The sequence below is a fragment of the Aquimarina sp. ERC-38 genome, assembly GCF_026222555.1.
Taxonomy (GTDB): domain Bacteria; phylum Bacteroidota; class Bacteroidia; order Flavobacteriales; family Flavobacteriaceae; genus Aquimarina.
Genome location: NZ_CP098511.1, coordinates 3,209,665 through 3,223,082, shown reverse-complemented (window position 1 = coordinate 3,223,082; position 13,418 = coordinate 3,209,665). Strand labels below are relative to the sequence as shown.

Annotated in this window: 15 protein-coding genes; 11 read left to right on the top strand and 4 right to left on the bottom strand. The window is 35.3% G+C overall.

Annotated features, from left to right (window positions below; all coding sequences use genetic code 11):
* Positions 1-7 precede the first annotated feature (7 nt).
* Positions 8-877, bottom strand: coding sequence for an aldose 1-epimerase family protein (locus tag NBT05_RS13370; RefSeq protein ID WP_265770360.1), 870 nt, complete (start codon positions 875-877; stop codon positions 8-10).
* Between the two features lie 188 nt (positions 878-1,065).
* Here NBT05_RS13370 and NBT05_RS13365 point away from each other — a divergent pair, with 188 nt between their 5' ends.
* The 6 genes from NBT05_RS13365 to NBT05_RS13340 all read left to right on the top strand — a co-directional run bounded on the left by NBT05_RS13365 (position 1,066) and on the right by NBT05_RS13340 (position 7,922).
* Positions 1,066-1,470 carry a response regulator gene (locus tag NBT05_RS13365; protein WP_265770359.1) on the top strand — a complete coding sequence of 135 codons (405 nt, stop codon included), beginning with the start codon at positions 1,066-1,068 and terminating at the stop codon, positions 1,468-1,470.
* A gap of 311 nt (positions 1,471-1,781) precedes the next feature.
* Positions 1,782-2,975: a hypothetical protein gene (locus NBT05_RS13360; protein ID WP_265770358.1), complete on the top strand. Its 1,194-nt coding sequence runs from the start codon at positions 1,782-1,784 to the stop codon at positions 2,973-2,975.
* Between the two features lie 4 nt (positions 2,976-2,979).
* The gene (locus NBT05_RS13355; RefSeq protein ID WP_265770357.1) at positions 2,980-3,984 is read left to right on the top strand and encodes a metal-dependent hydrolase; all 1,005 of its coding nucleotides are present in this window, start codon (positions 2,980-2,982) and stop codon (positions 3,982-3,984) included.
* 458 nt (positions 3,985-4,442) lie between these two features.
* Complete coding sequence (locus NBT05_RS13350; protein ID WP_265770356.1) at positions 4,443-4,925, top strand: biotin/lipoyl-containing protein; 483 nt, start codon at positions 4,443-4,445, stop codon at positions 4,923-4,925.
* A 6-nt stretch (positions 4,926-4,931) separates the two neighbouring features.
* A complete protein-coding gene (gene accC, locus NBT05_RS13345; protein ID WP_265770355.1) occupies positions 4,932-6,374 on the top strand; it encodes an acetyl-CoA carboxylase biotin carboxylase subunit in 1,443 nt (480 codons plus the stop codon).
* Positions 6,375-6,380: 6 nt separating this feature from the next.
* Entirely contained in the window at positions 6,381-7,922 is a 1,542-nt protein-coding gene (locus tag NBT05_RS13340; RefSeq protein ID WP_265770354.1) for an acyl-CoA carboxylase subunit beta, read from the top strand.
* A gap of 149 nt (positions 7,923-8,071) precedes the next feature.
* Here NBT05_RS13340 and NBT05_RS13335 read toward each other — a convergent pair whose 3' ends face one another.
* Both NBT05_RS13335 and NBT05_RS13330 read right to left on the bottom strand, forming a co-directional pair.
* The gene (locus NBT05_RS13335; protein WP_265770353.1) at positions 8,072-8,608 is read right to left on the bottom strand and encodes an IS630 family transposase; all 537 of its coding nucleotides are present in this window, start codon (positions 8,606-8,608) and stop codon (positions 8,072-8,074) included.
* Entirely contained in the window at positions 8,592-9,119 is a 528-nt protein-coding gene (locus tag NBT05_RS13330; protein WP_265770110.1) for an IS630 family transposase, read from the bottom strand. The genes NBT05_RS13335 and NBT05_RS13330 overlap by 17 nt, the downstream gene beginning before the upstream one ends.
* Before the next feature lie 305 nt (positions 9,120-9,424).
* On the opposite strand from NBT05_RS13330, the gene NBT05_RS13325 reads away from it, so the two are divergent.
* From NBT05_RS13325 to NBT05_RS13310, 5 genes are all read left to right on the top strand, one after another.
* Positions 9,425-9,649 (top strand): type II toxin-antitoxin system RelE/ParE family toxin, encoded by a 225-nt coding sequence (locus tag NBT05_RS13325; protein ID WP_322874179.1) that lies wholly within the window; start codon positions 9,425-9,427, stop codon positions 9,647-9,649.
* Positions 9,650-9,668: 19 nt separating this feature from the next.
* Positions 9,669-9,770: a type II toxin-antitoxin system RelE/ParE family toxin gene (locus NBT05_RS18470; RefSeq protein ID WP_416346167.1), complete on the top strand. Its 102-nt coding sequence runs from the start codon at positions 9,669-9,671 to the stop codon at positions 9,768-9,770.
* Complete coding sequence (locus NBT05_RS13320; RefSeq protein ID WP_265770352.1) at positions 9,751-10,062, top strand: helix-turn-helix domain-containing protein; 312 nt, start codon at positions 9,751-9,753, stop codon at positions 10,060-10,062. The genes NBT05_RS18470 and NBT05_RS13320 overlap by 20 nt, the downstream gene beginning before the upstream one ends.
* Before the next feature lie 365 nt (positions 10,063-10,427).
* Entirely contained in the window at positions 10,428-10,802 is a 375-nt protein-coding gene (locus tag NBT05_RS13315; RefSeq protein ID WP_265770350.1) for a hypothetical protein, read from the top strand.
* A gap of 389 nt (positions 10,803-11,191) precedes the next feature.
* Positions 11,192-12,007 carry a Cof-type HAD-IIB family hydrolase gene (locus tag NBT05_RS13310; RefSeq protein WP_265770349.1) on the top strand — a complete coding sequence of 272 codons (816 nt, stop codon included), beginning with the start codon at positions 11,192-11,194 and terminating at the stop codon, positions 12,005-12,007.
* A gap of 86 nt (positions 12,008-12,093) precedes the next feature.
* Here NBT05_RS13310 and NBT05_RS13305 read toward each other — a convergent pair whose 3' ends face one another.
* Complete coding sequence (locus tag NBT05_RS13305) at positions 12,094-13,257, bottom strand: putative Ig domain-containing protein (protein ID WP_265770348.1); 1,164 nt, start codon at positions 13,255-13,257, stop codon at positions 12,094-12,096.
* Positions 13,258-13,418: the final 161 nt, after the last annotated feature.

Sequence of the window (13,418 nt, the reverse complement as noted above, 5' to 3'; positions counted from 1 at the left end):
TAAAGTTTTATAAAATTGAAATGGTATATGAACTATGATGTACTTCGGTTGCATTTAGCGACTGGATGCCTTCTTTTTCAGCTAAAATATGATTACTGTTTTCCAGGTCTGCATAACCTAACCAGGGTTCTACACAAATAAAAGGTGCCTTGGGTTTTGCCCAAATCCCCAAATCCGGAAAATCCGAAAAGTTTACCGATAGTATTGCACCATTTTCCTTATGAACAAGCGTAGCTTTTTCAGCCTTAATATTTTTAAAAATTAAAGCATCATCATCAAAAAGGTGGGTAGTTAGATGAATTTTATCTCCTTCCATTACCTGCTTCGTTTGATCAGTTATCAAACCGGATGAATTTAATACATAACTAAGCGTATTATGTCCGTTTTGCAATTGGATGTAATAATCTTCATAAGACTCCTGATTATTTAACGGACAATTAAATGCTGGATGCCCTCCAATAGCAAAATATAGGATATCATCCCCGGTGTTTTTCACTTCATGGTTAACGATAATCCTGTTGTCAGCTAATTCATAAGTTATTTTAAATTTAAAATCAAAAGGATAATTTTTCTTTGTTGCTTCCGTGGAAGCATAGGAATAAACTATTTGATCACCAGCTGGTTTTTCCAACTTTAAATCAGGGTTATAGCGGATAAAACCATGTTTTGGCACAGAGTACTTCTTATTTTTATATAAATAGAATTCATCCTTTAATCCACCTACAATCGGAAATAATACGGGGGCTTGGCTTTTCCAAAATTCAAGATCTCCCTGCCATAAATATTGTTTTTGATTAGACTTTTTTTTAATACTGGAAAGTTCTGCTCCAATAGGGTTTACAGCAATTTTTAATTCGTTATTTTCTATTTGTTCCATAAGCACTTTAAAAACTTAAAGGTACTTTATAACAATAAGCTTGATTTAAAAGTTGTCTTAAAACTACCATAAAAACGACTGCAATAACTTACTTTTTCTACTCCTTTTGACGTATTCTAAAATAAAAACGGAAAAATCATTCAAATTAACATAATTTTAGTAACTTTATTGATGTTAATAAATCAACTATGTTTCTTGCAACTCCCCAAGCAACTGCTAAGACTATTTTAATTGTTGAGGATGTCGATCTTAATTTTTTATTATTACAAAAGATCATTGAACGTACAGCTCATTTTCAATACACTATTATCAGGGCTAAAAATGGAAAAATAGCTGTTGATTATTGCAGTGAATGTGGAGAACCGGACTTGATTTTTATGGATATCGAAATGCCTATTATGAATGGTATTCAGGCTACCGAACATATTAAACGTAGGTTTCCGGAAATACCGGTAGTGATTCAAACTGCATATACTTCTGAAGAAAATCGGGAAAAAGCGCAAAAGGCCGGTAGTAATGATTTTATTACCAAACCTATCCGTAAAGAGCATATTGCTTCCATCCTATCAAAATTTATCCCCGTAGTATCCTGATTAAACTTAACCTCTAGTGTATTTAGGGAAAAAAGCGTAAATTCGAGTGTTTTTTCGTAATGAAATGAAGAAAAAATATATCGAGAATAGCTTTTTTAATTAAAACCCTTATAATGTTGAGCCTGGTCGAAAGATTCGATAGTCCTGCTAAACTAGTCGAAGCACACTTCTTCCTTTTGTCAAATTATTCCAACGGACGTATTTTACAATAATTATTATTCAAATGCACCTCGAATAAACTTATATAATTCATAAATTTAACTGAACTTCTTTTAATTACGGTTTTTACTGATTATTTTTGAAAGAAAAGCTTGCTAAAAATATCTTGTCCTATCCCACCTTCTGATAAAACTGATGACTTAAGTATCACTATTAAAAGATATACTAACATTGAAGAGATTCCGGAAAGTCACTGGAAAGAGGTTTCAAAATATGCTTCCGTATTCCTAGATCTTCCATATTTAAAAGCTTTACAAAAATCCGGTAGTAATACCTTATCCTTTAATTTTTATCTAGGATACGATAATAATAAAGTGATAGGTATCGCCTTTACTCAAAACATTGTAGTCGATAGAAAATTACTGGAAGAAACCACATTACCTTGTGAAATAGGTGATGGGTTAAAGAAAATAGTATCACAAAAGCTGGAAACCCGTTTATTAATATGTGGTAATATTTTTGCCACCGGGTCTTTTGGATTTCAAACTATTCCCAACTCCTGGCAACAAGCTTTTCTTAATGGTTTAGTTAAATATCTGTTAGATACAGAAAACTATCAAAAAGACAAAAAACCTTCCTTTATACTTTTTAAAGATTTTCCTAACCGTGAAAATTCGGGGATTAAATGGGAGAATTTTAAATTAAAGCCAATTACAATAGATCAGGTCATGATAATGCAGATACCTGAAGCCTGGAAAATATTTGAGGATTATCAAAACGCCCTTCGAACCAAATTTCGGTCAAGACTTAAAAAAACCTTTGAAAAATCATCCGAAATAAAGCTAGTTGACTTTGATACTGCCGCAATTATTAAGTATCAAAAAGAAATTAGCACCTTATATCAAAATGTATTGGATAAAGCCGACTATAAATTGAGTTCTTTGTCGATTAATTCTTTTATAGAATTTAAAAGGACACTTCCGGAATCTTTTATGTTTACCGGTTATATTTTAGAAGAACATTTAGTAGGCTTTACTACTTATTTTTTAAATAAAAATATACTGGAAACAAGTCATGTCGGACTGGACTATCGGGTAAATCAAGCTTACCAGGTGTATCAAAGAATGCTTTACGAATACATTAAAGCAGCCATAGTAAACCACAAAGCACAAATTAATTTTGGACGTACCGCAGAAACTATTAAAAGTAGCGTAGGTGCCGTTCCAATACCCATGCAATTGTACATTCGTCATATAAATGGAATATCCAATACCGTTTTAACTCCCCTTACCCGGTTAATTAAGCCTAACGAGTTTGAATTACGTTCGCCGTTTAAACAAGTATAATCATATGGATTCATTAACACAAATTGTTTTAGGAGCGGCTGTTGGTGAAGCGGTTTTAGGTAAAAAAGTAGGAAATAAAGCCTTACTTTGGGGAGCCATTGCAGGTACGATTCCTGATCTGGATGTACTTACCAAATTTCTTGTAGATGACGTAACCGCAAACGAATTACACCGCGGATTCTCTCATTCTATTATATTTTGTTTGCTATTTGCCCCTGTTTTTGGTTGGTCAGTAGCCAAAATTTATAAAAGACAAGAAGCAACCTGGTGGGATTGGACTCAATTCATGTTTTGGGGGCTTTTCACACATCCGTTACTCGATGCATTTACCACCTGGGGCACCCAACTTTTTTGGCCTTTTGAGTATCGGATTGCATTCAATAGTATCTTTGTAGTAGACCCTCTATATACATTACCTTTTTTAGGTTCTGTAATTGCCCTATCGTTTTACAAGCGGAATCATCCTAAACGTTCTCAACTTAACTGGCTGGGAATTAGTCTAAGTACTACGTATTTGTTAAGTACTTTAGTCATTCAGTTTTTTGCTACAAAACAGTTTAAAAACGAATTAGAAAAACAAGGCATTTCATATAATGCTATTCAAACCCGCCCTACTCCGTTTAATACTATTTTATGGACGGCAAATGTAAAAACCGAAGATTCTTTTTTGATTGGATATTACTCGTTCTTCGACACTCGGGAAACTATTTCCTTTACGGAGTTCCCAAAAAATTACCAATTGCTACAAGCAGTTAACAATGAACCCATTGTTCAACGTTTAAAACAACTAACGAACCAGTGGTATGCCGTTGAAAGAAAAGATAATACATTATACTTAAACGATTTACGTTTCGGAGTTTTAGGAATAAAACAAAAACCTCCTGAATTTGTATTTGGATATCGATTTTATAAAGATGATGAAATTCTTAAAGCCGAAGAAAAAGAACGGGATATGAGTGAAGCTTCCGGGTTATTGACTTCATTATGGGATCGCATTTGGGGGAATTAAGTTTTTTACTAGAATCCAAGACGCTGAGATTCAAAGTAACAGAGATATAGAATACTAAGTACTAAAGTAGCAAAGTTATAGAGAAGCAAAGTTGCAAAGTTATATGCGTAAAAAATAAAAGTTACGGGGATGAAAATTACATTCAAAATTGGATAAAACTAAATCATATATAAAATAATATACACCACCTAAAAGAAAAAATCAAAACCCCTCAGATTCTTTGCTCCTTTGAACCTTAGATTCTTTTTAGCTCTACATCTAAATACCTAAAACTATCGAGGCAGTGGATTGAGGCTCTCGAAGTCGTGGATTGAGGCCCTCGAAGTCGTGGATTGAGGTTCTCGAAGTCGTGGATTGAGGCTCTCGAAATCCACTAGACTGAGGCTCCCGAAGTAGTTGACTGAGGCTCTCGAAGTCAATTTCTTTTTACCTATATTTATCTAAGAAAAATATAGCACATGCAACGATATAAAGCTAAGGTTGATAATTTGATAGACTTTGAGATAACTGAAAGTGATGTTTCTATCCTCAACATCGTCCAACAATCAACCACTCAATATCATATATTACAAGATGCTAAAAAATGGAAAGCTTCCGTTCAAAAGTCGGATTTTGCTAACAAAAAATATACAATCCGGGTTAATAATACTGATTATAAAGTTCAGCTATCTGATGAATTAGATATGTTTATTGATGGCATGGGATTATCGGTGGTCAATAATACGAATATCAATTCGGTACCAGCCCCTATGCCGGGTTTAGTATTAGTAGTACAAGTAAAAGCAGGACAAGCAGTAAATAAAGGAGATACACTTGTTATTCTGGAAGCGATGAAAATGGAAAACAGCATTACAGCACCTAAAGCAGGGGTCTTAAAAAATATCTTTGTAGCAAACGGTGATGCCATAGAAAAAGGAAAAATCTTAGTTGAATTTGAATAATAAAACATGAAAAAAATTCTGGTAGCCAATCGGGGCGAAATTGCGCTTCGAATCTTAAAGACCTGTAAAAAGATGAATATTGCTACCGTAGCCGTATATTCCGAAGTAGACCGTAATGCGCCTCATGTGTTATTTGCCGATGAAGCGGTTTGTATTGGTGCCGCTGCCTCAAACGATTCCTATCTTAAAGGCGAAAAAATTATTGAAGTGGCAAAAGATTTACAGGTAGAAGGTATTCATCCCGGATATGGTTTTTTAAGTGAAAATGCCTCGTTTGCGCAAAAAGTAATAGACAGCGGACTCATATTCATCGGACCTAATCCGGAAAGTATTCGGGTGATGGGAAGCAAATTAGCTTCAAAAGAAACCGTAAAAGCCTATAACATCCCTTTAGTTCCCGGAACCGAACATGCCATTACGGATATACAAGAAGCTAAAAAAATTGCTGTAGAAATTGGATATCCTATTCTTATCAAAGCTTCTGCCGGAGGTGGTGGTAAAGGAATGCGTATGGTTGAAAGAGATAGCGATTTTGAAAACCAAATGCAACGCGCCGTTAGTGAAGCCCAGTCTGCCTTTGGTGATGGTGCCGTATTTATTGAGAAATATATAGGTTCCCCCCGGCATATCGAAATTCAGGTATTGGCAGATCGACAAGGCAATACCGTACATCTTTTTGAGAGGGAATGTAGCATCCAGAGACGGCATCAAAAGGTAGTTGAAGAAGCTCCATCTAGTATTCTATCCCCTGAATTACGTGCTAAAATGGGCGAAGCTGCGGTCAAGGTAGCTAAGTCCTGTAGTTACCTGGGTGCCGGTACCGTTGAATTTTTATTAGATGAAAATTCCAATTTCTATTTCCTGGAAATGAATACTCGCTTACAGGTAGAACATCCGGTAACAGAACTCATTACTGGTACGGATTTAGTTGCTTTGCAGATAAAAATAGCCCGTGGTGAAACCTTAGCTTTTACACAGGAAGATTTACATATCAACGGGCATGCCCTGGAATTAAGAGTGTATGCAGAAGACCCAACGCAGGACTTTTTACCCAGTACCGGGTTACTCACCACCTATCAACCCCCAAAAGGTAAAGGAATTCGGGTGGATGATGGTTATGTGGAAGGTATGGAGGTCCCTATCTATTACGATCCGTTGTTATCAAAATTAGTAGTACACGCAGAAAACCGTGAAGCAGCTATTTCCCTGATGATTGAAGCTATTGAGCAGTACCAAATCAAAGGGATACAAAATACCTTAGAATTTGGAAAATTTGTATGCCAACACGAAGCTTTTACTTCCGGGAACTTTGATACGCATTTTGTAAAGAAATACTTCAAACCCGAAGATATTCAAAAAGAAAAAGAAGCAGAAATGAAACTGGCGGCACAACTGGCTTTAAAACAGTATCTTTTAGAAAAAGAAACCCTTAAACTTCCTATTATATAATATTCTATGGATGCGCATTTAAAAAACCTCGCTGATAAAGTGGAACTCGCCAAATTAGGCGGAGGCCAAAAACGGATTGAAGCTCAACACCAAAAGAAGAAACTGACCGCACGGGAACGCATCATGTATCTATTGGATGACAATTCTTTTGAAGAAATGGGTATGTTAGTCACCCACCGGACGACGGATTTTGAAATGGACAAAGAAATATATTACGGGGACGGGGTTATTACCGGGTACGGAACGATAAATCAGCGATTGGTCTATGTTTTTGCACAGGACTTTACGGTATTTGGCGGAGCACTTTCAGAAACCCATGCTGAAAAAATATGTAAGGTCATGGATTTAACCGTAAAAACCGGAGCTCCCTTAATTGGTTTAAACGATTCTGGGGGTGCCCGTATTCAGGAAGGCGTTCGATCTTTAGGTGGCTACGCTGATATTTTTTACCGTAATGTACAGGCATCTGGGGTAATTCCTCAGATTTCGGCAATCATGGGACCTTGTGCCGGGGGTGCCGTATATTCACCCGCAATGACCGATTTCACCTTCATGGTCGACCAGTCTAGCTATATGTTTGTTACCGGACCAAATGTCGTGAAAACGGTAACTAATGAAGAAGTGACTGCCGAAGCCCTGGGTGGAGCCTACACCCATGCATCTAAATCTGGGGTGGCACACCATGTTTCGGCAAATGATGTACAGTGCCTGGAAGCTATTAAAAAATTGTTGAGTTACTTACCACAAAGTAATATAGCTACACCTGAGGATCTTTCAGTACAATTTGGTAATGAAATCCGCATGGAACTGTCTTCTATTATTCCCGATCATCCTAATAAACCTTACGATATGCACCAGGTAATTACTGGAATTATTGACGAGGATTCTTTTTTTGAAATTCATAAGGAGTATGCCGAAAACATTTTAGTAGGTTTTGCTCGTTTAGGTGGAAAAAGTATAGGTATCATCGCTAACCAACCTATGTTTTTGGCAGGTGTTCTAGATGTAAATAGTTCCAAAAAAGCAGCCCGGTTTACTCGTTTTTGCGATTGTTTCAATATTCCTTTACTTGTTTTGGTAGACGTTCCCGGATTTTTACCTGGAACCGATCAGGAGTGGAATGGAATTATCACCCACGGGGCCAAATTGCTTTATGCCCTAAGCGAAGCAACGGTGCCAAGGATTACCGTGATCACCAGAAAAGCCTACGGCGGTGCCTATGATGTGATGAATTCAAAACATATTGGGGCCGACTTTAACTTCGCCTGGCCTACAGCTGAAATTGCGGTCATGGGAGCTAAAGGTGCCAGCGAAATAATTTTTAAAAAAGAAATTAAAAATGCTACCGATCCCAAAGCAAAACTAAAAGAAAAGGAAGAAGCTTACGCCGAAGCTTTTGCCAATCCTTACCGCGCTGCACAACGAGGCTTTATCGATGAGATCATCCTCCCCGAACACACCCGAAGAAAACTAATCAAAGCTTTTAAAACTTTAGAAAATAAAGAAATTCCGGTTCCCAATAGAAAACATGGTAATATTCCGTTGTAATATGTAGTTGATTAGGCAATAGGTAAAAGGCAATAGTTGTTTTATTAGTAGTAAGTAGTTGTTGATTCTTGGTAGCAAGTTACTAGTTCATTAGTGTTGTAGGTGTCAGGCAAAAGCTAAAAGTATTCTATTTTTTGATTATATTAAGTCTAAAAATTAATTTCACAAATTTTAATCATTTTCTGATTTGGCTTTTGAAAATGCGAAAACATTTTCCAGAAAGCCACTTTTCTCTCTTCTAATGAATGAAGAAAACGGTTGTGTGAGATCTTTTTTCTCATAAACCACCATGCTCTCTCTACAGGGTTGAGTTCCGGACTATACGGGGGCAAGTATACGATCTCAAGTTTTGGGTGTTTCTTTAACCATACTTTTAGTAATTTTGCGTGGTGAAACTTTACGTTATCCACTACCATAATAATCTTAGTGTGTTTTCTATAGATGTGCATTATCTTTTTCAAGTGCTTTTTAAAACTTTGATAGTTCCCCCTTTGATGAAAGGTAACGGTAATTTGCCCGGTCTCAAAATTGTAGCTCCCCATAGCTGTCTGGCGTTCCCTTTTTCTTTGTTTGCAGATTGTTTTAGGTTGCTTGCCCTTAGGTGACCATTGATAACCTACGGTGGCAATGTTTGACAGGGAGAACTCATCTTCAAACAAAAGTACCGTGTCAGCAGGACTCTCCAAGAGTTTTTTTTAACTCCTCTTTGAACTCCCCTTGTTTCTCAAGATCAGCTTCCGGATAGATGCCTTTCGATTTCTGATAGCTAAAGCCAAGGCCCTTTAATATATTATAGATCTGAGCCCGTTTGTAGCTAACCCCCATATGTTTCTCAATCCAATCAATAAGTAAAGGACCGTTCCAGGTAGCTGAGTTGTACCCGTAATCCTCCGGGGTTGCCTCTAGAATTAATTGGCTCAACTCCGTTTTTTGATCCTCTGTAAGCTTTGGTTTGCGCCCTCTACCTGTTTTATCCTTTAGCCCTTCAATACCTTCTTTTTCAAACCTGGATACCCAGTTTAAAATTTGCTTGAAACTTGTGTTGTACAACGCCTCTAGTTCCCGGCTTGGCTTTCCTAAAGAAACTTGGTAAACGGCATACAAGCGTAAACCTATTTTGTATTTATCCTCATTGTTGAAAAGTGCCTTTATTTGATCCGGTGTATAACCAGACACTTTACGTGTAGATCTACCCATATGTTTTTAACAAAGATAAACCTTTTTTGTGTAATAAAATATTAGACTTTAAATAAAATTCTTCTTCAAAAACATTTCAACTTTAAGTAGTAAAAAAATTTAAGACTTTATACTTGATACCACCAAAATAACTTTCACCCCAAATACAAAATCTCTTTAGAATATATTTCCCCAGACTCTCAACAATTATATCTTAAAAAAATCTTTGAACCTTTGGAACTTTACTTCTTAGATTCTCAGCATCTTCACAACTTAACATCATACAAAATTATGTAAATTAGTAACTTTAAAGTTACCTTTGAAAAATGGATAAGGTTAGGGAAGTAATCCAGTATAAAAATTATTTCGAAGAATTTTTAATAAAACAACCTAAAAAGGTTCAAGATAAAATATTTAAGGTAATCGAAATAATAGAAACTTATGAACGAGTTCCCTCTACATATCTTAGAGCTATCGCAGGAACTAAAGGCCTCTATGAAGCGCGTATAAAATTGGGGTCAAATATATGGCGGGTACTTTGTTTTTTTTGATAACGGAAAATTAGTCATCTTGTTAAATGGATTTGCTAAGAAAACACAAAAAACACCAAGTAAAGAAATTAACAAAGCAGTCAGATTAATGAATTCATATTATGAAGATAAAGAAAGATAAACCGGAAACTAAAAGTTGGAAAGACATCAAAGACACCGTCTACGGAAAACAGGGTACGGAACGTAGAGATGAATTAGAAAGAGATTTTGAATCTTTTAAAATAGGCTTGTTATTGCGAAATGCACGAGAAGAAAAAAACCTAACTCAGGAACAACTTGGCAAACTGGTAGATAAAAAACGTACCTACATATCACGTGTAGAGAATAATGGAAGTAACCTAACCTTAAAAACGCTTTATGAGATTGTTGAAAAAGGATTGGGTGGAAAGGTTACCATTTCTATAGATTTTTAAAAGTACTTTAGTTCAAATTTCGCTAAAAATGGATGTGTAATTAAAGTATTAAAATTGATACTATTAGCATCTTTATAACTCTATATTTTAATAGTCCTTACCTCTACGCTACCATGAGTCCCACAACTTTATCTTAAAAAATCTTTGAAACTTTACTTCTTAGATTCTTAGAGCCTTTGCTCCTAAGAACCTCTAAAACCGTATTTCAAAAATCTTTGAACCTTTGGAACTTTGTTTCTTAGATTCTTAGAGCCTTTGCTTCTATAAATCTCTGAACCTTCACCTCTAAAATTCCTCAAATTAAAAACCAAATACCAATAAAAAAATACACTATTTTTGAACTAATAATATAAGTAGTTCCCCAAATGAATACCCGAACCTTTACCAAATATGCAACCTATATTGTTGCTGTGTTGAGTGCTACCTTGATTAATCAATATATCTTAAAATTTATATCCAAATATATTCACGTGGACGGATATTTTCTAGTTTTAGCAGATATGGCATTGGTTGTACTGATTTTTGCCCCCGCTTTTGCCGTAGTTTCTGGAATCACAAAAAAGGCATCTAAAGTCTATATAAAAACTTCAAAAAAAGTATCAAGCAGCAGCCGAAGTGGCGTATTTTTTGGTTTTATAATTGCTTTTATCATTCTATTTATCCTTTTTGCTATTTCAAGACACGGTATGGATGTAATTCAGGACACAAAATTATACATCAACCAATTCATTCTTAACTAACAAATTACAAAATGGATATAAACCATCCCTTGGGTAAAAGTCAAAAAGTCCTTTTCTTTGGAAAGAATTTAGAAGAAAAAAGACAGCATCAGAGCTAACAAAAAGTAAGAAATAATACATAACCAAATAACTAAGAACCAGTGCCTAGTACCTTGTGCCATATCAACAAATAATAACTTAGTAACTAAATAACTAGTGCCTAGTGCCTTATTAACCAATAGAAATAACTTAAAACCAGTGCCTAGTGCCTTTTTCCTTGTGCCTTATCAACTAATAACTTAATACCAGTAATACAATAACTATAAAACTGTGCAATAGTCTTAATACTAACATCTCAATACTCAATACTAAAACAATAACCAGTACCTTTCTGCCTAAATAACTACAAAATGACAACCCCTACCCTCCCCAAAATACTTTTCACCGATATTGACGGAACTTTACTAAATACAGAACGAGAACTATCCGAAGCTACAATTACCGAAATTCAACGAATCAAAGATCGGATAAAAATAATTTTGATTTCTTCGCGAATGCCTTCTGCTATGAAACATTTACAGGAAAAATTAAACATATCCGAATTACCGCTAATCTGTTACAACGGCGGACTGATCCTGATTGATAATAAAACAGTATTTTCCAAAACGATTTCTAATAGCATTACTAAAGAGTTATTTGCTTTTAATAAAACCACGCCTTTTCACCTTAGTTTATATCAAAACGATGAATGGTATGTTCCGGAATTGGATTTTTGGGCAAAAAGGGAGATTAACAATACAAAAGTACAACCTACGGTACTATCCAACGATCAGGTTTTAGAAATATGGGGAAAAGAACAAAAAGAAGCACATAAAATCATGTGTATGGGAGAGACCGAAGCCATTGATAAAGCCTATTGTTTCTTAACCGAAAATTTTAAAGATCAATTACATTGCTACCGTTCTAAAGATACTTATATTGAAATTGCAGAAAAGTCCATTTCAAAGAAAACTGCAATAGCATACCTAGCGGACTATTATAAGGTTGATCTAAAAGAAGTTATTGCTTTTGGTGATAATTACAATGATATAGAGATGTTAAAAGCAGCTGGAATCGGAATTGCCGTAGCCAATGCCAAACCGGAAGTATTAGCCATTGCTGATTACGTGACTAGTACAGGTAAAGAAGATGGGGTTGCAACCTATATTCGGAAGTTTTTAAAATAGCTTTTGATCAACTTTTAGGTTTACTTTTAAGCGTATCATTATTTACTTAAGTTTCTGAATTATACAGTTGCATTCGAAGGCTAGCACTAATTTATCACCATAATTTTAATACTGGCAGTGGTTTTGTTAAAGGCTTTATCTGTTGCAACCAGTGTAACCTTAAATTCTCCGGTTTGATTTGGATGTAAACTCAAAATTTGCTTTTCGCTATTAAAAGTTACCCATTTTGGGTTTGTAGTATCTAAACTAATTTCTAATTTGGAATCATCGATATCTTTAAAGAAATCCGGTAGCATTTCCAGTATTGTTTCTTTACTTTTTTGAATAGTTTTAACTGGAATCGGATGAAAAACATAAGGTTTAAAAACTTTTTGGGTATTTACCCAATAAATATCAGATTCCGTTATTTCAGAGCCCTTAATACTTAGCCGAGTAAAGAATAAAAAACGCTGATCCGAAGTCACAAAAGGCCTTCGCTCCCATTCAGAAGTATTAATGTTGACATCCAAAGCAACGGGAGAAGTCCATTGATTTTCAATAGTTCGATAACTGATATATAAGTCCGGACCCTTATCCGTAGTTTCAAATCGACTAAAGATTATATAGGTTTCATCCGGAGCCACAAAGATACTTTCCTCATCTTTTATAGAAGAAAGAGTATTTATACGTACTACCTCAGAATACTCTGTTGCATTAGGTACCGTATAAAATAGATCTGACAAGGACGTTTCCTTACGGTTAGAAGAAAAATAAATAGTACCAGTTAACGTCATACAAGCCGAAGCCTCTCTAGCCGAAGTATTCACAGCACCAGTCAGTTTTTGAGAATTACCCCATTTACCACTTTGTTTTTCTAACCTCCAAATATCAGTAATATAATTGTCTTTAAGCGTTTTACTTTTTGCGTATAATAGAGAGGTTCCATCCGGCGAAAAGTACGGTAGAAAAACACATTTATTTTTTAAAGGTCTAAACAGTTCCGGTTTTGTCCACTGTCCACCTGTATTATGCGTATACCAAATCCGACCACTAAAATCTTTTTTATCTAAAACCCCAAAAGCCATTTCTTGCATATCTGGTGTCAACGAAAATCCATGTTCCAACCTACCTGCTACTGATATCGCCCCCGGAGCAAAAACAGCGGGAATAGAGTCTGGGTAGGGTTGTTTAAAAAAGTCTGTGGTTTGACTGTAGGTTTTATTTATGAATAAATTAAGGAGTATTGTGGTTATGGTAATTACCTTTGCCATCAAATTTTTGACTTCATTATTAAAATTTTCCGTTAACACTAAATCATATATTTTCGAAACTTAATTCTATTTTAAAAATCATTAGTGTCCTGTTTAAATAAATAAAAATATATTAAGCATGGTAAAATAAGTTAATCCCAAACTTCAAAATATGTTAAAGC